The organism is Paenibacillus sp. FSL E2-0178 (assembly GCF_038593005.1).
GTDB classification, from domain to species: Bacteria; Bacillota; Bacilli; order Paenibacillales; family Paenibacillaceae; genus Paenibacillus_AQ; species Paenibacillus_AQ phytohabitans.
Genome location: NZ_CP151953.1, coordinates 1,913,933 through 1,936,479, shown reverse-complemented (window position 1 = coordinate 1,936,479; position 22,547 = coordinate 1,913,933). Strand labels below are relative to the sequence as shown.

The 22,547-nt window shown below is 51.3% G+C and carries 3 protein-coding genes; all 3 read left to right on the top strand.

Features of this window, described 5'->3' with window-relative positions; translation table 11 throughout:
* Window positions 1–366: 366 nt before the first annotated feature.
* The 3 genes from MHI42_RS08805 (at window position 367) to MHI42_RS08795 (ending at window position 22,521) form a co-directional block, all read left to right on the top strand.
* On the top strand, window positions 367–5,904 hold the full coding sequence (locus MHI42_RS08805; RefSeq protein ID WP_342423516.1) for a hypothetical protein: 5,538 nt from the start codon (window positions 367–369) through the stop codon (window positions 5,902–5,904).
* A complete protein-coding gene (locus tag MHI42_RS08800) occupies window positions 5,905–13,731 on the top strand; it encodes an S-layer homology domain-containing protein (protein WP_342423515.1) in 7,827 nt (2,608 codons plus the stop codon).
* A gap of 81 nt (window positions 13,732–13,812) precedes the next feature.
* Window positions 13,813–22,521, top strand: coding sequence for a chitobiase/beta-hexosaminidase C-terminal domain-containing protein (locus MHI42_RS08795; protein ID WP_342423514.1), 8,709 nt, complete (start codon window positions 13,813–13,815; stop codon window positions 22,519–22,521).
* The last annotated feature ends 26 nt before the right edge of the window (window positions 22,522–22,547 follow it).

The window sequence follows — 22,547 nt, the reverse complement described above, 5'->3', positions numbered from 1 at the left end:
GCGGGAAATCTGCATGCACGGTTTGACGGGGAGTCCGAGGGAGTAATCCCTCGTCTTACCCTACTGTTTTTAGACATTTTTTTTAAAGAAAACGCGACTTTTTTCATATTTTCGGGACATTTACCCTATTCAGGACCATTTGAAACGACTTTTGTCGAGAATTGTTAAGAGTTTGTTTAGAGCGGCCTGATAGAATGGATCGCAGATATGATAATTGCAGTAATAAGAATTTAATTGTTTTTGGTCCGCGGGAAGGCAAGCGAAAGGAGAATGCGGGAGCTAAGGGAGCTAATAGAAACTGCAGCGAATCTTGCTACACGCCGGACAGGAAATGATGAACGAATAAGGGGGAGCATCACATTGTTAATGAGCAGGAGATTGAAGAAATATACCTCGTTAAGTTTGATTCTCAGCATGTTGTTGTCGTTAATACCCGGTTCCTTTAGTGGCCTGGCAGAAGCTGCGGGTGATGATTTTGAGGTAACGTTTGCGAACGGACAACATGTCGGCAATCTAAGCTACGCTGCGGACAATACTTTTCTCAACTTTTATACCAAGGTGGAAGGCTTCAAGCAGACAGAGGAAGACAAGGATGCCAAATACGATTGGGCCAAAGGAGATATCTTTGCCGGTGTCGATGATAATGAAGCAACGGTTAAATTCCAGGTGAATGTAGCCGACAATACCATTCTAAGGAATATGGCGGAGAGCGGACATGCCGAGATGCTTACAGGGTTTGCCGTGCTACGGCGTCACTCCGGGTTCTTATGGACCCGTCATTCGTCCATTACCGTAAACATTGACGGAAAAAATATTATCAATGAACGAACAGGCAGCAGCCAGCGGTATAACAAGTCGGCCAAGGCCATCATCAAACCTAATTCTGTTATTACCATTGAGGTCTGGGGCGAAGGCGATGACGACGGTGAAGCAGCGGGTGTGCGCGGGTTCTACCTCAAGTTCCAGGATCTCAAGCGTCCGGTCATCGATAACTATACATTCACTGGCAACGGTGCTGAACGGCTGAACGAGAATATTAATCAGAAAGAGCTGTATGTAAAAAGAGATGAGAACATCACGCTCAGCTACAATTTCAGTGAGCCGGTCAGACCGACTACGGTAGTGAAAGATAACTCTGACTACTTCCTGCGGCACAAACTGTTCATTAATGATCCGGACACCGGACTTCCGGCAGCCGGACAGCAGCAGTATCTGCAGAATACAAGCTTTACTAGGGATACTTTAACTTCCTACCAAAAGAAAATTTCCTACAAATATACAGGAGTTCCTTTTCATAACAGCAGTAATCTTCCTCTGAGACCGCTAATTACCGGGGGAACCACCGGCGGGGCGCAAATGGATCTGTCGCTGGATAATAAATTGAAAGAAGCCGTGCTCAGTGATGCGGCGGGGAATAAAGCAGTTGTAAATCTCAACACTGTACCGAGCAGCGGCAGCAATGCCTGGCTGAATAATAAAAGCGGGAACCCGTTTGATTTCGATCGGGGCGGCTTTCGCGTCATCGTGGATGCAGTGCGACCGAAGTATTCCAAGACTGCTAACGGCATTCAACCGGAGATTCTGACTGGTGTGACGCTGAATAAGGGAGATGTTATTGACTTCACCCTGCAGATGACGGAAGAGGCAATTGCCAAAACCGGCTGGGATGAGAAGAAAACCTTCATCCTATTCAATAACGGAATGAAAGCTTATTATGTTGCAGGCAAGAATACAAGAAATTGGAGCTTCCGTATGACAGTGCCTGACGGACTAACTGTGGAAACACCGTTGCTCAAGGCCATCGCCGTATCTAATGATGCCAAGGGCGGCAGCTTGCCTATCAATATGGATACGGATGTTATCCAGGATTACGCAGGCAACCTGATGATTCAGCCCGCTAACTTCGATGGAATACATGAAGAGAAGATTCCTAATATTGATGGCGGTGACTTCTCGCTCGCCAACTCCAAGATTGACTGGGCGAACCTGTTCATCGACAATACAAAGCCGATTATCGGGTACCGGTTCGAGGCACAGGGCGCGAGTGATACAGCCTATTCGAAAAAAGGTAAGGTAACGATCGATGCCAATGATCCTTCGATTAAAGTACCCCACCTTGATCCGACTGAAGCAGACCGTGGTGCAGAACGGCCGAGCCGTGGAATCTACCGGCCTTCGAATATGAGTGCGGAAGCATCGCCTTCCGTTGGACTTGTCTACTACTGGTGGAGTCAGGATAAAGCGGATCCGTTTGCTTCTGTAGCCGGAGACAATAACGCGGCACTCAAGCGTTACGCGCTATCCGCCAAACAGCCTTCGGAAGAGCTGTATCCTGGAGAATTCGAGAATGTGCAGCTGTCTGTAGTGAATAACAAGACCAACCTGCTCTCTCCTCCGCCTGAAGCGTTCGAGGCCGGAAACAGCGGTGAATGGTATCTGCATACCTGGACAGCGGATATGACCTGGGATTCGGCCAGAGAACTGATGCAGTACGAGAAGAAAAAAGCTTATGTGGCGAGCCATCAGGCGCAGTATGATGCCTGGATTGCAGAAGCACCGGGTTCAAAGGCAGATAAAATCTTCTATGCTGACAATCAGGCGCTGGCCGCTGTTGGACAATACGGCGACCTGAGTGTCTGGAAGGTTGACGATTTCAAACAGGATGATTCCAACTGGACCCATGAAGTAGGTATCCTGAAGCTGGACAACCAGGGACCAGCCATTACAATGGCCGCAGAGGACAGCACCACTGTGCAAGCTCTTGTGAAGGACCCGCATAGCGGAGTCAAGAGCGTGCAGTATCAATGGGTGAAGGACGGGGATTCACCGCAGGAGATCAAGTGGGCCGATACATCATACTCCGGGACTACTGTAACCCGGTCTACCTATGAGGATATTGATGAGGATGGCGCTTACTGGCTCTATCTGAAGGCACTCGATAATGCGGGCAACGAAACGGTCAAGACACCGCAGGAAAAGGCGGTTGTTGTGAGTTCAGAGGCTACGATTCCGACGCAGTTCACACCGGAAGCTAATCCTGACTACGTTCGGAGTCATGATGTTATGTTCCAGATCAGCGGAGTGACCCCGGATTATGTGGGCTATGCCTTCAGCAGCAGCTCCATTCATCCTGAGTCCGACAATGAATATACAGGCCTTGAAGCAAGTACGGAGCTAATACAACCTCTGTCCGTGGACAATTCCTTAGACAGCGGGGAAGAGGCTACTCAGCCTGAAGCTCCAGCAGAGCCGAATGCTCCGGCAGAACCGGAAGTTACGGCAAACATCGGACCGGTGGCTATTCTTAAGCTCCTGTCCGAAGGACCGGTTCAGCCTGAACTGACCCCACTGGCGGCACCAGAGAGCGGTGCCGAGCCGGCAACTGCACCTGCTGCTTCAGCAGGCGCCACTGAACCGGCAGCAGAAGCAACAGAAGATAACACGGATTCCAAGCTGGCAGCGACGGGACTTAATGCTTCTGTAAGTGAAGCCACCTATAGCTATGTCATTCCGGCTAAATCTGAACTGAACGGAACGCAATACATTCATCTTATGGTGAAGCACAGCGACAGAACGTATTACTATTCGAAAGCTTATTATTTTGACAATGAAGCACCGGTGGTGTATTTCAGCCCTGATGCTATTGCTTACCCGTTGCCGCAGCAGAAAACGCGGATCAGCGTGTCGGAATTCTATAGCAAAACAAGACTTGTCAGCAAATATAAATGGGTCAAACAAGAAACAGGTGCAGAAGTACCTACAGAGTCTTCTACAGAATGGAAGGACGTTCCGGCAGGCGGTTCGGTGTCCATAGACGACAAATCGCTGGACGCGGGACAAATTGCTGAATACCGGTTATATGTACTCGCGGTTGACGGGGCAGGCAACAGCTCTGTGACGGCAAGCGGAGGAACCTTCAAGGTATCAGCATCTTCCAAACCGGAGGCACCTGTATCCGATGCGAAGTCTTCCCTTATCTATCTGTCCGGTGATGCAAAGGATGGATACACAGCGATTGTGAAGCTGAGCCTCGAGACAGAGGACAAAACGGGATATGAATATTCGGTATCACCTGATAACGGTGCAAGTTGGATCAACTGGAAGCCTTATACCAACTTCGTAGCCGTGAAGGTTCCGACTGGTGATCCGACACAGCTGCAGGTGTGGGTCAAGTACAGAACACCGGGCGGGTTGATCAGTGAAGCGGCCAAGCTTGATATCGAAGGCGCTTCTACAACCGAACAGCCCGTCTATGCGCTTGCAACGCTCAGCGTGAACAGTCCGGTAAATGCCACGGTTGGGGCAGATATTGAGTTCACGCTTCCGCCGGGTATCCGCGTGATGCCTTCGAAGATTAACCCTTCGGTGCCTGTGCGGACCGGAAACTCATTCAAGATCTATGAGAATGGCTATTACAGCTTCGATCTGACCGATCTCGGTGATCCGGACCGGACAGATACCCTGTATCTGGTTGTGAAGAATATTGACGGTACGCCTCCAGAGGGAACAGTTGAATACTCGAACATGGAGCGTACGAACGGTAATGTGGTTGCTTATCTTCAGAGCACCTCTGAGCCTGTAACGATTACGAACAATGGCGGCAAAAATGCCTACACCTTCAAGGAAAATGGCACCTTCGTCTTTGAGATTAAGGACGCGGCCGGGAATACAAATACCGTCGAAGCCACGGTAAAGAACATTAACAAAGAAGCTCCGAAGGTGAAAGTGGTCCGTTCCTACCAATATGGCCTGAACGGCAGCAGCACCTTCAATACCGTGAAGGATAATAACGGCAATGTACTATTCTCCACCGGCACTACAGTAACGGTTGAGAAGGCAGATGCCTCGGCTAAAGCTATTAACATTATCAGTCAGGCCAAGAGCATTACACTGACTGAGAATGGAACAGCCTCCTTCACAGTTGTAGATGAGTACGGCAATACGACAGTCATTAAAGAGAAGGTTACGAATATTCTCTCCGCACCGCCTGAAGCTGATAAAATTGCCTACACCTTTGTAGATGCGGAAGGCAAAGCGGTTCCGGCCGATCAGATTGTTACGATCGGCGGACAGAAATATGCCAAGGGTAAAGTGAAGGTTACGATTAGCGGCAGCGTCACAGCACCTAATAAAATGTTCTTCGGAGTAAGACCTATTGAGGGCGGAGCGGCGTATTCGAATCAGATCAGTAAAGCTGATGGAACGTTCAGCTACTCACGTGCCTTTGAGAGCAGCGGGTCAGCGGTAGTCGCCATCTCGGATCTTCTGGGCAATGTGAACAAGGTTCCGGTTACCATAGCGGGTCTTGATAACACACCGCCTGAGCTGACACTGAATAACGAAACAGCAGGTATTGTCCAGAACAAGAAGGACTTTAACTTCCGCGCAGATCTCGGCGGCTTCACAGTTTCCGATAATGTATCGGAAGCAGCGGATGTGAAGGTATCGGTCAGCGGGCTGGATCTGAGCAAGCTTGGACGCCAGCGTGTAGCTTATACGGCGGTTGACCAGGTAGGGAATGAGACGGTTGTATATCAGGATGTGGTGGTCGTGAAGGATGGCGGACTGCTGATCTTCGGTAACGATACCTTAATCTCGGCATCCTCCGGCGAGTCTGCACTGTTCAATACCAATACACTTACCTTTAAGGTATCAGGCTACAACATTATGAAGGTAGCCGGAGTAGACAAGGTCAATCAGGCAGGAACATTTGATATTCTGTATTACCCTGGTTTGTACCGCGAAGGACAGCTGAAGCTGGTGAAGCAGAAGCTGACTTATGACGAACTCGTGAGCAGTCAATTTAAAGTCACCTTCCCGAAAACAGGCTGGTACACGATTGTCGTGAGAACACAGGAGCGGGACCGCGAGTTTGCCACCTTCTTTATTGGCAACATGAAATAAATGAAAGATAAACAGGGGGAATACATGGTGAAGCTGCTCAAACGCGCTACCGCGCTCATGCTCACAATAATCATGGTATTTCTGTCCACCTCCGAGAGCTTTCATGCGCTTGTGGAGGCGGCCAGCAGTACAAAGACAACTGTTGTAGAGAATAACTTTATTAAGGTTACTGTGGATAATGAAACCGGACGCTACGGGATTCGGACCGTGGATGGCCAGCCCATCCGCAAGAATGACAACAACGTAAACTTGCTGTTCCAGGGAGATGATCCGGAAACGTCGTTCACGACGTTCCGGATTGACGGAACTGATTATATTTACGGGAATAAGTACAAGTTTGACAACAGTCATTATTCAGAGACTACTACACCCAAGGTGGTAGAGAATTCTAATGGCACGAAGCAGCTGGAGATGATCTGGAAGATTAAAGGCGTAGAGATTAAGCAGATTCTGATGCTCTACACCGACAGCAAGGATGCTGTCAATTCCGGAAATGTCAACATCCGCTATGAAGTGAATAACCGGAGCAATGCGCAGGTAGAGATCGGAAGCCGGATCCTGCTGGATACGATGGTCGGCGGCAACGACGGGCCGCAGTTCCAGATTGGAACAGCTTACAAGTCACCGCTGCAGGTAGAGCGGAAGCTGGTGCATAATCCGGAGGATAATGCCGGAATCCCTGAAGAGGACAGAGCTTACTTCAAGATTCCTTCTTACTGGGTAATGCGCGACAAGCTGGATTTGACTAATCCCCAGGCAACCAATGTCGTTGCCTATGGCTTCAATAACTTTGCCGAACAGAACATTAATATTGTGGATGAAATGATTGTCGGTCACTGGAACGGCCTGGCGAATACGAAATGGGATTATGAAGTACATCCCAACCTGGACTTCACCAGAGACACCAATGATTACGGCACGGCGGACTCCGCCGTTGCCTTCTATTGGAACCCGGATAAAGTGGCAGCCGGAGGCTTCCAGAGCTTCGAAACTGTCTATGGACTTGGAGAAATAACTGCTCCGGATAAAGTGTTCTCGATCCGCTATGTAGACCAGGTTCAACAGCTGGCTACGGCTGCGCTGGAACAAGGGGAGACGGTTCCGTCGAAGTATGTGGATAACGGAGTCTTCACGATCACAGCCGAGGTTGAGAATCTGCAAGCCTACAATATGGAGCACTCCAAGATCGAAGTGGAGATGACGCTGGAGAGCGGTCTCAGCTTCGTCAGGCAGGATGAGAGCGGCAAAGACGTCCTGGACGCAAATGGCAAGCCAGTCCTGGAGAATGACCGCAGCAAAATGCTGGAATTCAAAAAGTCAGCCTCTCCTGAGGAAGCTGCATTGGGAATTGAGCCGAAGTACAAGCCGGGTGATGCCATCACTGCGACTTTCCGTGTTCAGGCTAAAGGCAGACCTTGGCCGGTAACGCGGGATTACATGATTTCCGCGAGAAGCCCGGAAACACAGGGCAAGATTGAGGGCATTGAGGATGAAGGCATCAAAGCCCAGTATGAGTCGAGCCGTACAAACTTCATTCTGCTGCCGCCGGTAGGCGAAGCAACGGCTACGTATTCATACGCTCTGTCACCGGCAGAGCTGTATAGCTCAGATGTGAAATATCTGACTGTGAATCTGTCGAACATTGAAGCCTATAATACGGGCAATGCAACCACAGCACCGAACTTTGACCTGTACCTCAAGGATCTGGTATCCGGAAGCCGGTACAAGGTGAATGTGCAGGATGCAGTGGTTATGCAGCCTACAGACGATGGTTTCTCAGGTGCCATGCGGATTACTTACCGCGGCGGGGAACGGGTTGATGAAGGCGGCAATGTGCTGGAATCCGGACTGGGACCTGAGCTGCCGCTGGGTGAATACGCAGTGGAGATCGACTATAAAGGCGATGCGGGAGGCGACGAGGAAGTAGCAGCCCTTTACGATATTACTACCCCTCAATCCTTCCTGGTTACAGATAATGATGAGACGCGGATCCGTGAAGCCGGAGTTATGGCTGTGTACAGGGAAGCTGTGGATATCAGCGGCCTCGCGAACGGCGCCTCTGTAAAGGATGACTTGCTGGATCAGCTGAACTCGCTGTTCCCTGGTGAGCCATTTAAGAACGGCTCGTTCCTGTACTCTGCTGTCACCGAGTATAAGAAGACCAAGGCCTTGTTCGGAGCAGCCAGCAAGGCGGTTGATCCTGAATTTGATATCAGTGAATTCATGGATGATGAAGCGCTCAAAGAGACTCCGATGTATGCCTACAAATTGTTTGCAACAGAAGAGGACTTTGAAGCCTTCCAGGAAGAAGCAGAATCCGAGGACCCGGAATTCGACCGTGAGGTTCTGGTTACGGTCCGCGGAATGATCAAGCAGGTCGGCACGGGTGATGAAGAGCAGGTCATCGTGGATACCAAGACAGAACCGGCAATTATTAATGATGCTGTTGCCTATACAGGCAAGGATCTGGCTTTTGTACGCGGCAAGCTGGACATCTTCGGAAACAGCCTTCCGGGCGATCTTCCCTTCCTGGATACCTTGTTCATCAAGGGTGACGGAACGCTCAGTGTAGCGAGCAGCGGCTTCGTCTTCCATAAAGGTGAATGGACGCTTGATTTCTTCAACGGCTTCTCCAAATCCCTTGGAGATGAGAACTACAATCCGTCCAAGGTGGAGACGCCAGAGGATGACGATGAAGAGGAAGAAGGCAGTAAGGAAGATAAAGGAAATGACGGTAATCCGGAAGACGACAGCCAGAACGGCAGTCTGAAATGGGCTATCGGCGGTGTGGGCGACAGACTGAATCCGCTGCGCCAGGTCATGATCGGGGATGTGTACTTCAACAAGCAGTCCTTGTTTGGGGCTCCAAGCTTCGCGATTGACGGCTTTGGCTTCTCCTTCAATGATTTCATTCTGAGAGAGAATGGGATTTCCTTCGGCGGCTCATTGTCCCTGAAGATCATTAACTCAGAAATTAAGAATGTCATATTCAACAGCGCAGGCTTCTATGGCGTAGATGCCTCACTCGGCTTCGATCTGAATCAGGAGATGGGCTTGTTCGGACCGGATAAGAAGAAAGACGCGGATAAGAAGAAAGGTCCGGATGCTCCCAGCGGCAAGGTTACCATCAAGCATGCCGTGCAGGGCGGCGGAGTTGGTAATGAATATGGCCTGGAGTTCGCGGCACAGCTGAAGAACATGCTGGGTGTGGAGATTGAATTCTCGCTCAAAAAGGTAAAAGACGGCCGGATTCTTCCGGATGTAATCGCCTTTGGGGCTGAATTGCCGGCTCCGGGTATTATTGTCACCGGTGCAACCTATCTGACCGCTGTACGCGGTGCAGTGCGCGAGCTGGCGGATACCATTGCCGGCGGTACGGCGCAGGACCCGTTCCCGCTGACGATTGAAGCTGGCGTAGGCATGCGGTTCGGGATTGCCCCGGCGTACTTCTTCGGGGATGTTGACCTGACGGTGAAGCGTACCGGCCTCAAGGTGGAAGGACGGCTTGACTTCTCCGCAGACGCAGAAGCTGAGAAGGATGACCGGCTTCCAATGCTCACCAAAGCGCTGCTTGAAGCGCAATGGGTGACTCCATGGTTCGTGCGGGTAGAGGCAGCTATGGATATCGGCGGCTGGGATATCATCATCGGTAAGGCGGGAATCTTCGTCGGACAGAATCTGGAGAAGAACCGCACTGACTTTGAAGGCTATATCGGCTCCAAAGTACAGATCCCGAATAGTGTACCGGTTGTCGGTGGAATGCCGCTGTCCAGTATGTTCCTCGGGGTCAACAATGATAAGGTATGGGGCAGTATCGGCATTCTCTTCATCTCGCTGGGTATTACCTACTACTGGAGCGGAGGCATAGAGTTCGGTACATCAAGCGATCAGCTGCCGGAAGGTATGATTCATCTCGTAGTGGATGATCCCGATAATGGACCGCGCCTAATGGTTATTGGTGAAGGTGTAGAGACTCTTGCCACTTCGGCCGCCCCTGCTGCTGAGGAAGAGAATCAGGAGATTATCTACCGTGAAGTAGCAGAAGGTGTGAAAATTGTTGAGAACGGATCGGTTAATGTCGGCGTAGGCGGCATTGCGGTCAAGAACGGCGGCAGAATCCATGAGATTCCTATGGGGGCTGCAACCGGTAATGCCATTATCGAAATGGAATACAGCAGTAAGGATATGCCGGAATTTAAGCTGCAGGATGCAGCGGGCAAGGATTACCCGGTGGTATTCGAAACCTTTGCTAATCCGGACAAGCCTAATCCTAAAGCTAATGCTTTTACACAATATATTCCTGCAAGTGATGTATCACCGGATCCATCCAAGCTTAATGCTGAAGTGGATATCCGCAGAGCTTACATTATTATCCCTGAGAATGAAGCTAAGAAAGGCGGAACCTGGACGCTTACTGCAGTCTCGGCTGTAGAAACCAAGCTGATGAATGTTCCAACCCTGCCTCAGCTCAGCGAAGTAAATCTCGCTAAGGATAGCTCGAATGTCAATAAATTCACGGCATCCTGGAAAGTAGCCAACGCAGCAGAAGGAGATACAGTGAATCTGTACTTGGCTGAAGATGCGGTAACCACTGAAAAGACTATCGTGGAAGGGCAAGAGGTGCTGTCACCGGGAGATCCGGGGATGCTGATTGCCAAAGATGTGCCGGTTGGTGCCGGCGGTTCTGTCAGTGGTGGCATAACCAGCGGCAGTACAGTAATTGATGTAACGAATGTAACGCTGATGGGCAATCCCGAGGATATCCGCGGGCTGCTCAGACAAGGCAATTATTATCTGCGGGCCGAGCTGAAATCCAGCGCTACCTTCGGCACGAAGACTTCACCGCAGCGATTCGAGCTCATTGATCCGCTCGCACCGCAGGTTGTCAGTGATGTCTCGGTTGTACCTGCCGGTAACGGATTGTTCTCACTCTCCTTCAAGCCGGGAGCCAAAAAAGCGGGACATAACGCTTACGAGCATAGCTTCGTCATTGATGCTCAGGTCCAAGTGAACGGCAAGCTGGAGACTTATTCTCCATTTGGCGAAATTTTGTACACCGAAGAAGAACTTCAGCCTTACTGGAATGCAGCAACCGGTAAATATGAAGGTATTCTGATCGGAGGCTGGAAGGCCCTATCCACTTCGGATGAAGTGAATACGACCAGCCTGGAAGGAACGGTTACGGATGTGACCAAGGTGAAGTATACCGGTCTGGAAGTTGGAACGGAGTATGTTGTCGGTGTCACTGCAGCAACAGTTCCAACTGAAGATGCGGACAAGAATCAGAACTATCACTATGCTGAGCACCAGAACAGCAGCAAGAAGCTGCTGCCGGTTCCAAGCCTGCCGAAGCTTACTGTGGCAAGCGGATCTGGTACCGTGCAGGATACCGGAAATTACATTAACCTGCTGACCAGTGAAACGAAGCAGAAGCTGACGCTCACTTCAGACCAGTCCAATGTGACGGTGGAGGTCTTTAATGCTGAGAAGTCCATCGGGTCGGTAGCTTTGACGAACAAGGCCGGCGGCGGAAGCCAAGGCGTTCTGAATCTCGACCAGTTCCAGACAGACGGGCCGTTCGCTCTTGAACTGAGAGCCAGAAACATGACGACCAAGGATATTTCGGTCACGATGCTGTATATGACTGTAGATACGATCGCTCCAGTCTTGTATCTTGATCAGCCGGTAACGGGTGAACGTACCGCAAACGGCGCTGTTCATGTAGCAGGAACTACAACAACAGGAACTGTGCTGACAGCGAAATATACAGTGAACCAATTGCAGCCGGATGGCAAATACAAGGAAGTGGAGATTCCTACTACCCTTAAGGTGGACCCGCTGACGGGGGACTTTAATGGAACTGTGGAGATCAAATCCGATGAGCCTTCCGTGGCACTTAACATTGTTGCCTCCGATGAGGCAAAGAATCTGAACACAGCGGTTGTGGATATCACGAACGCTGGTTACAAGGTTCCTGTAGCACTGGTTTTGAAGGGAATGGAAAAGGACCTGGAGCCAGGGCAAACAGGCAAAGTTCAGGCTTATCTCAAGGTCTCGGATGGACAGGACGAGAATACCGGCAAGCCGAAATTCAAGGATGAGCCAATTGCAGATAAGGATCTGCAGAAATTGACTTATACAGTCGCCGTAGGCGATGCAGTGTCCTTGTCAGCAGAAGGCAGTGTTACGGCGCTTGCCACAGGCTCCAGCTTAATTGAAGCAGAGTATAAGGTGTCCGAGGGTGTAACGCTCAAAGGCATGGTTGCGGCCACAGTAGCCGTACCGAAACCAGAGAAGCTTGGTGCAATTCAAGCCAGCACTTCTTATATTTATGCAGACAGCAGCCGAACCAAGATCACCATTACTTCCTCCGGGGATATGACCGGACAGCAGATTGCGTATAAGGTTTATCGTTCCGGCGCCGTGCTGCCGGCCTTCGATGATAATGTCAGCTCTTGGCCGCTCCTTCCGCTGGACGGTATAATCAGCGCTTCTTACGGTGATGTAATCGTGCTCGCTAAGCGGACATCTACCGATAAGCTGGTTAAGGCAGCGGGTCAGGTTACAGCAACTGTATGGTCCAGCAGCGGTGCTGGAACAGGCGGTGGCAGTGGCGGCGGTGGTGGTGGCGGAGCTGCCACACCAGGCGTAGTAGAAGAGCAAGCACCAGATACAGCCGCACAAGTAACTGTTAACGGACAGCCGGTTGTCACAGAATGGAATGGGCTTACAGCGGTAATCCGGATTACCGATAAAGAAGCCGCAGCGGGCAGCGATCTCACGGTTAGTTCCGCAGATCCGGCTGCAAAAGCATTCAGTATCCATGTAGATCAGAATGTTGTGAAGCAGGCCGTTGCAGCGAAGAAGAAAGTGATTATCGAGGTGCCGATGGGTCGTTTGGTTCTTGAACCTGAGAATCTTACCGCATTAAATGGTGAGCTTGTGGTGGGCATTGGCCAGAACAGCACTGCAGATCAGCAGGCCATGAAGACCATAGCCGATCAGCAGGGCTTCACGCTTATGGCCGCAGGACAGGGTGTTACGGTAACGGCTAACCTGCCAGCAGGCAGCTGGACACCGGCACTTGCAGCCAAGATTGCCATTCCTTCGCCGCTTGCAGCAAACGAAATTACAGCAATTGTGCTGAAGGATGCAGCCGGTAACTGGACTACTGTGCCATGGAAACTGGACAGCAGCGGTACGGCAGTGAATGTGCAACTGACCGGAGAAGGCAGCCTCTACTTCATCCGCAATCAGAAGACCTTCAAGGATATGCCTGCAGGCTGGGGCAAGGACGGTATTGCAGCAGCCTCCGCCAAGCTGTTCGTATTAGGCAAATCTGCAGATACCTTTGATCCGACCGGCAAAGTGACCCGAGCAGAGTATCCAACGATTCTGCTGCGCGTCGCAGGTCTGATGAACAAGCAGGCACCTTCTGCAGGCTTCAGTGATGTCGGCAGCAGCAGCTGGTATAACCGCAGCGTCTCCATAGCTGCACAGCTGGGTATTGTCACCGGATTCGAAGGCGGCAAGTATGCGCCTCAGGGTACGCTGACACGAATGGAAGCCATGACGATGCTGGGCAGACTGCTCACCCTTGTCAGCCCAGGCAGTGAGATCAGTGATGCAGAAGTAACAGCAATTCTGGCTGGTTTCACCGATAAAGATAAAGTTCCCGCATGGGCAAGACAAGCAGTAGCATTGAGCATCAAGAACGGCATTATCCTTGGGGAAGGCAACAAGGTGAATCCGTCCAGTCCGCTTACGCGTGAACAGGCGGCAGCCATTGCTATCAGACTTGATCAATTGATTACAGCCAAGCAATAACAAGAATGTGCCCGTACCGCCTATTGTGGAGTGCGGGCACACTCTGCTGGGAATTCATAATACTATTTGGGTGGTGTCAAAATGGCTTTGAAGCGGAAATCAATTATAGGGTATTTAATAGCGCTGGCAGTGGTTGTCGTTGCGGCAGTTGCCGGCGGAATCATGGCTAAGGCTGATCCGCAGACCTGGGACAGCATGGCAAAGACCGAATGGTATATATCTACCAATGATACCTTCAAAATTGATAGTGAGGATAAGCTTGCGGGTGTTGCCAAGCTGGTTAATGAAGGCACTGGGAATGGTCTGCAAGGCAAAATTCTTGAAATTACGCGAGACATGGATCTCAAAAACTATCAATGGATTCCCATTGGTACAGCCGAACATCCATTCAAGGGTACTCTGATCACTGAGGGTGGTCTAATCAAGAAAATCTCCAATATGAATGTCGTTACAAATTTGTCCTATCAGGGTCTGGTAGGAAATATGGAGGGCGGGACAGTCGGCGGTCTGACTTTTGAAGAGTCTGGCTCCATCACTGTTACCGGTGTAACCTATGATGTATATGCAGGCTCTGCAGTAGGTAAAATGAGCGGCAGCAGCATCGTTTTCGATATTACCAACAATATCAGTATCAGCACTCATGCTTCTCCGTACCGCTCCTTCACGGGCGGAATTGTCGGAATGGGCGAAGGTATGATCTCTAACTCTATCAACAACGGAACCATTACGGCGCAAGGTTCAGCTGATATCGGCGGGATCCTGGGCTACGGTGAATCCAGAGGCATCATCATCAAAAAAGTGGTCAATAATGCAGCAATTCTCGCACAAGGTACTGACAGTGCCGTTCTCACTGCAGGCGGGATTGCTGGTCATACTACAGGACCGCTTAGTCTGAATGATGAAGATACTCCGATCATCAATAATGCTTCTGTCACCATCGCCGGCGGAAACCGGGTTGTGGCAGGCGGAATTGCCGGTAAAGTGGACAATACCGTAGTATTCTCTAACATGACTACCAATAAGGGTGCAGTTACGGTTAATGCAACTGCGGCAGAAGGCTCGGCAGCCGGAGCGCTTGTAGGAGCAACGGGTACGGTGGTCAGTCCGGAGGTTGGGATTACGTTTGTAAATACCGCACCGGTAGTGAATAACGGCGGCAAGAATGTATACACAGGAGGAATTGCCGGATACACCGGCAGCAAATTCACCTGGACACATGCTTACATCAACACGCAGCCGATTACAGCTACAGGTGCACAAAATGTATCCACTGGCGGATTTGTCGGACATGCTGCAGGCGGACTGGTAACCAGCAACGCTGCAGCAGGGGTGTTTGAGAATAAAGCGCTTGTCTCGGTTAACGGAGGAACAGGAATCTATACTGGCGGGATTGCCGGTTATGATGCCGGCGGGAATATAGGCCAAGCTTCCTCCACAGGTGCACTGAATGTAAAAGGTACAGCGGATGTATACACCGGCGGTATCGTAGGGTATGAAGCCGGCGGAACGATTACATCATCAGTAACCGGCAAAACCGCAAGCGATCTTCTGGCGATAACTTCGGATGGTACAATCGGCGGAATCGCCGGTTATCTGGAAGGTACCCTGAATGATTCTTCTGTTAAATATGCAACACTGCAGGTAACTTCTGCAGGCGGGATTGCCGGGGGGATTGCCGGTAATGCACAAGGAACCATGAACAACATCACTGCCGGAGATGCTTCCTCGGCAAGCTACAGCACGTTAATTCTGAAAGCTGTGGTAGCTGCTCCGGCAGACGGCCAGGATAACATCACGTTCGGCGGACTTGTAGGCGTGAACACTAAGCCTCTGGTTCTGACGGGCGGTAAGGCTGCCCGGATCAGCTTCCTGAATGAGGCCGGCAAAAGCGGATATACCATCGGCGGCGCAGCCGGTAAGCTTACTGCGGATGCGGTAATTGGCACTGTCGCCGTGCCTGCGGAAGTACAGGATTTGCTGGTTGAACTGAAGGCCGACAAGGTCAGCTTCGGCGGCGGCGCAGGGCATAACTCGGCTGCCCAGTTCAACGGACACACGAGCCGTACTGAAATTAAAGCTACAGGTGCTTCGGTAAAAGCTGGCGGAATGTTCGGTGAGAACCATTCGGCAGCAGCGGCTCCGTTCAATCATGCGGAGAATGTAGTCATCACTTCAACGGGTGCGGATAACGTACTCGGCGGTAATACCGGTCTCAATACCGGTCAACTGGTTAACGCTACCGTTACCCGGCTGTCTATTGAGGCGAATGGTGTACGTGCTGAAGCCGGCGGGATTGCCGGACATTCGGAAGGACCGGCAGCTCCTGCTGACCGGGCGGGAATGAAGTCAGCTGTGCTGAATGTTCCCGGGTATGACCCGATGATTACGCTGACTGCTGTGGAATCCAAAGCAGGAGCGATCGTAGGGGCTGCGAAAACTACGGATATTACTAATCCGGAGGTGAACGCAGCGGATGACGCGCAGGTGTTCATTCAAGCGCAGGCAGCTAAACCGTCTGTCGGCGGCTTGGCAGGTACACTTGAGAACAGCGCTATCTACAGTGACAGCAAAATAGTGAACTTGGAAAACATGTTGATTCTGGTAGCGCCAGCCGCTACAGATGCCTATATTGGCGGTATTGTCGGCTACAATGAAGCCTCCAAGCTTGACCGTCTGGTAGGTACAACGGTTAATCTGACGATTAATGCACCACGTGCTACTGCAGGCGGGGTGGCAGGGTACAACCACGGTAGTTCTTCAGGAATTATTGCGAACAGTTATATAAGTGCTCTGAATCTGAAGGCTAACGCCGGAGCAGTTTCATCTTATATCGGGGGGATTGTGGGCTTGAATGATGCCCAGACAATTGATCCCGTATTGAATCCGGCCACAGCGGTTAGTACGATTCAGAATACGCGCACACTTGGAACTGTATCCGCTGTTTCACCTACTGCAATCGTGGGCGGGATGGTCGGCGAGAACCGCACTCTGATTGCCAATAACAGCATTACTGATAAAATCACAGTAATCTCCAGAGGCAATTCTTCCATCATCGGCGGCTTGGCCGGGATGAACACGGCATCAGGAACTCTCTACTATACGTACTCCAATGCCAACTTGACCATTGAGGGTGTAGGCACACTGGCTGGCGGCTTGGCTGGTGAGAATGCAGGGGCAGTACTCGGCTCCTATGTAGATATCGACGTTACAGGCAATGCAACTGGAACAGCAAGCGGTTCGGTCTACCTGGGCGGACTGATCGGCAGAAACACAGCCGGTACGGTGGAGCAATCTTATACCTCCTCCAAGGTTACGGCAAACGGCGTATATACGAATGTTGGCGGTCTGGTCGGGGAACACTCCGGCGGTACCATCAAGAACTCTTATGTAGCCAAAAGTGTAGCAGCTGCCAAAGCCAATTCTTACGTTGGCGGTTTCATCGGCAGAATAACTAACGGTAAAGTGAACAATGTATACTCGGCGGCGGAAGTTACTGCTGGTTCGGGCGCTTATGCCGGCGGCTTCGCCGGACGTTATGACAATGCAAGCAAAGAGCTGCTCTACAAGTCTTATTACATTAAAGATGAAGCGCTCAACATCAACTCTGACCTGCCTGATTTCGCAGAGGGCAATCACCGCTGGCTGAATGTGCATGTGCGGCTGACTACGATCCTCTCGGAAACGCTGAAGGACAGAACGGTCTTCCCGGGCTTGTCAGGCTGGGATTTTGAAGGCGCATGGAAATACGGCTCGCTTAACGCAGTATACCAATATCCTGAAGTAAACCGTGCAGCCAATACCGGCGGTGATATCGGCAATGATGTCAATGCCAATATCAACTGGTACATGAAGGATAAGGATGCTATCAACTTCCAGATTACTACGGAAGCAGAGCTTGCCGGTCTGGCAGCAATTGTCAACGGCACGATTGCCGGAGCGGACAAATTCGACTTCACGGACAGAACGGTGACGATCATGAATCCGATCCATATCCAGTCCAAGCAGTGGGTGCCGATCGGCAACAAGGAAGCCAATCCTTTTGAAGGAACCTTCGAAGGAAACAATCACTTGATCGATGGCTTAACCTTGCAGCCGGTGTACACTCATTCCGGATTGTTCGGAGTCATCGGTACGAAGGCGGTCGTCCAGAATATCAATCTGGAGCCACTCTCTGTTGCAGGCAACCAGTATACCGGAGTCCTTGCCGGGATGAACCTGGGTACAGTGAACAATGTGGATCTTAAGCTGCTTGGCGGCGTGAAGGTCAGCGGCGGAATTGTCGGGGGGATGATCGGCAGCAACTCGGGCAGTATTACCGGGCTCCACCTTACGCTGGACGGCGGAAGCCGGATTGAGACGGTTGCTGACCACGGCATTGCCGGTGGACTGATCGGTGAGAATACAGCAGATTTCACAGCCGGGACTTATACCATTAAGGATATAGACGGAAGCACCGGCAGCGCTGCTGATCATGCGATTGTCGGCGGACTTATCGGAGTCCAGACGGGCGATGTAACAGGTCTTGAGCATGAAGTGAATTCGCGGTACCGGGTTTCGGCTACGGGGATGGAATCCACTGTCGGCGGACTCATTGGCCAATTCACCTCGGGCCAGGCGAAGGATATTACGCTGACCTTCGCTGACGGAATGCTTGAAGCGCGCGGACTCGGCTCGATTCTCGGCGGCATCATCGGCCAATCGAATGCCGGAAACAGCATCAGCAATGTCACAGTGACAGGCTTCGGAAGCGGTGTGCAGTTGACCGCCAACGGTACTGCCGGTGGTGTTGTAGGTGTTAAAGAAGGCAAGCTGGGCGGAATGTTGGCCCGGTCCATTGATCCGGGAAACAGCTTTGACATTGAACATGCAGCAGTTGAAGGCGTGAAGCTGTCTACTACGGGCGACAGCCTGAAGGCTGTTATCGGGGGGATTGCCGGATCGGCTGTCCATACGGCGGTTCATGATGTCCGGTTCAATGCTTCTCTGCAGGCCGCAGGTGAAGAGATTACTGCGGGAGGTATCCTGGGAGAGAGTGTGAATTCTATCCTGTACCATGCTGAGGCATCACCTGATCTTCAGGTTGCAGCGAAGAACGGCGATGCAGCAGTCGGCGGGATTGCCGGAACGGTCTCTGCGGATGATATCCACCGGGGCTATGATTTCGGCAAAGCCTATCCGCTGTACAGCGGCATTTACATTGCCAAAGTTCAAAGCGGCAAGATAACGGTCACTGGAGCAGACAATAGTGCTGATCTCTATGTGGGCGGTGTGGCAGGCAAGAACGACAATGCCTCAATCTATAGTTCAGAGGTTGCTTCCGGGCTGAATGTAACCGGCGGCAACACAGTAAATGCAGGCGGAGTTGCCGGATACAGCAGCGGTATCATTGTAGATACCATCGTGAAGACCGGTCTGCATGCGGATACCAGCAGAGTGTATAATGCCGGCGGACTTGTCGGCTGGGGATCAGGCGGCGAGATTCATTACAGCAAGGTGATCGCCGGATCTGGACAAGCTCTGACGGTTGGCACAGCGTTAACGCTGGGTCAATCTGTACCGGCGACACATGCCGGCGGGGTAATCGGTATGGGGGATACTATCAAAATTACGCATACCCATACGGATATTCCGGTACAAATCACCGATACCAATCAGGACAATACCATCTATGCGGGCGGTTTTGCCGGACTTCTGGGTGATAATGGTACGCTTGCAGGACAAATTCAGAAATCCTATGCAGCAGGCAAGCTGAATGTCAGCGGCAGATTAGGCTCTTATGTCGGCGGCTTCGCGGGTTCTGTAGATCATTATTCGATTACGGACTCTTATGCTTCCGGTGACATCAGCAATACCGGCTTCGACACACGCAGCGGCGGTTTCGCAGCAGCGGTGGAGAGAAGCGGCAGCATCAGCAATTCTTACGCATTGCAGAACAAGATTTCTACAGTCGGAGTGAAGTCTTCGACCCGTTCTTACAACGGCGGCTTTGCCGGTTATAATGACGGGACTCTGACAGGCGTCTATGCCAATGTTCCGGAGATTTCCGTTAATGTAGCAGGCAATAACGTCTCTACAGGCGCACTGGTCGGCTATAACTTCCGGGACGGCAAAATTACCGGTTCGTCGTATACGACAGGTACGCTTACGGCAGGACTGAAGGCAGTAGGCCACAATGCAGGTGCGGCAGCTGGCGCTGTGAGTTCAGCAGCGGTTAATCCGCTCAGCTCAGGCACATGGATTATGGATTATGATACCTCCTTCCTGAACGATCTGACAGACGGAACAATCACGGTCCAGACTCCGCTGCAGCTCGCGGGTGCAGTCATGTTCTATAACGAGACAGGCCTGAATTATTACAAGCTGTTCAACAGAACAGCTGACGACAAACCGGAGCTGGCAACCATCCTGCTTGGGGCGGATATTAATCTTGCCGGAAGCACTTGGACCGCTTTTGACAGCTTTAAGGGAGTATTTGACGGTCAAGGCTATACGATCAGCGGACTTTCACTGAAAACCCCAGAGCAGCAGACGGCCGGATTCATAAAAGAAAACTATGGCCAGATTCTGAATGTTAACTTTACCGGAGCGGATATTTCCGGCGCAGTAAATTCCGGTATTGCTGCAGGGATCAATCACGCAGGTGCAGTAATTCGCAAGGTTAACGTCAGTGGTTCTGTAGCTGGCAGTGCCACGGCAGGCGGAGCTACAGGTGTGAATCTAGGCCTCATTGAGAAGGCTGCTAATGACGGAGTGACTCTTTCGGGACAAGGCCGTAAAGGCGGAATTGCCGGACGCAACGCCGGAGTGATTCACCAGGCAGTGTCCAAAGGCAATATTGATGTTACTGCCACACTGGCAACCGGCGGCATCGCCGGCGAGAACAGTGCGGAAGGTACAATTTCAGAGTCGATTGTCTATGGCGATATCCATGTGGCTTCGGCCCAGGCTATAGCCGGAGGGATCAGCGGTCTGAACGCGGGAGAGATCAAGAACAGCTATTCTGCCGGTGCCATTTACGCAGAAGGAATGTCTACAGCATGGGCTGGCGGTATCGCCGGTCTGGCGGAGAGCGGAGCGATTACTTCTTCCCTGAATACCGGAGAAGTGAAAGCTGGAGTGAAAGGCAAAATTCTTCCGCTGCAGGCCTTCTTCGGAGGGATTGCCGGACAGAAGTCTGATCATGCAACCATCAGCCAATCCTTGTTCAACAGACAAATGCTGAAGAATAATATTGCCTTCTACAATCTGGATGGCCAAGCAGTGGCTGGCAACAGCAGCAGTGCAATGGGGCTGCTTGGCACAGAGCTTACCAGCTCGAATCTTCCAGCAGGTCTGGATGCCGGAATCTGGACAGCACAGAACACATTCTATCCGGTACTTCTGGCCTTTGACGGAACAGAAGAAGGAACTCTTGCTTCAGCGGCCGTAATACTGAACCCGCAGGATCTGATTAACCGTGTAGGTTCAGCATTCAGCTTGAGCGGCAGCGGAGCACTGGTATGGAGTGCAGATCCGTCCAAGGCAGATGTGAACGGTGCTGCAGGAAGCTTGAAACAGGGCGGCAGCGCAGTGCTGAAGGCAACAGCCGGAGGACAGAGCAGAAGCATTACAGTTAATGCGGCTGCACTGCAATACCCTGGCTCGGCAGCTGCACCAACTGCAACACCTGCGGAGCTGAGCTTCTCGACGGAAGTGAAAGTAGAGCTGACAACAGCGGAGCCGGGTGGCCAAATTTATTACACGCTCGACGGCACAGATCCTACGGAAGCTTCTCAGCTATACAGCGAAGCGATTGTGCTGAAGGACAAGACGACTGTTAAAGCCATCACCATTGTTCCGCGCAAAGAATACAGCAAGGTATCGGCCTGGACCTGGACGCTATTAGTTTCCAGCGGTGGTGGAGGCGGCGGCGGCGGTGGCGGTGCAGTTGTGCCGACCCCGACCCCAACACCAACTCCTGTTCCGGTGATTACCGCTATTGCCGGTACTACGACGGTGAATGGAGACAGTGAAGCTCCAGTGAAGATTGCCAAGAACAGCAAGCTGAAGCTGACCGCTCCGGAAGGGCAAACGATCTACTATACAACGGACGGAAGCACGCCGACAGTAAACAGCACGAAATATACCGGTGAGCTGTTGATTACCAAGACCATGACGATCAAAATGATCACAGATAAAGATGATACTGTGACTACTATTGAGTATGTAGTGGAGAATGCGAAGTACAGCCTGAAGAGCAATGCAGGAGAAATTAAGTACATCGCTGCTTATCCGAATGGTTTGTTTATGCCTAATGCAGCCATTACCAGATATGAGCTGATCCAATCCCTTGCTCCGCTGCTGGATATGGAAGACGTGAATGTAGGAAACCTGTTCAATGATGTAAGTGCAGGCAACGAGGCTTTGACCGGATTCTTCGCTTCGGCAGGCATTATTGAAGGCTATCCGGACGGCGGCTTTGGCGGAACGAAGGGCTTAACGAGAGCCGAGTTCTCCAAGATCATGACTACAGTGCTGAAGCTGGATGTTACAGATACCGGAGTTACGAAGCAGTCGGATCTGAAGGGCCACTGGTCAGAGAATTATGTGAATGCCCTGTCCAAAGCAGGTTATGTGCAAGGCTTCCCTGACGGCACATTTAAACCGGGATCACCGATTACCCGTGCTCAGGCTGTAGTGCTGATCAACCGGATTGCCGGTACGAAGAAGCTGGCTGTAACTGCAGTACGCTTCAAGGATCTTCCGGCAACACACTGGGCTTACAAAGATATCATGTCGGTTGTGCAATAATTTGTAATTCTTTTATGAAGGAGATT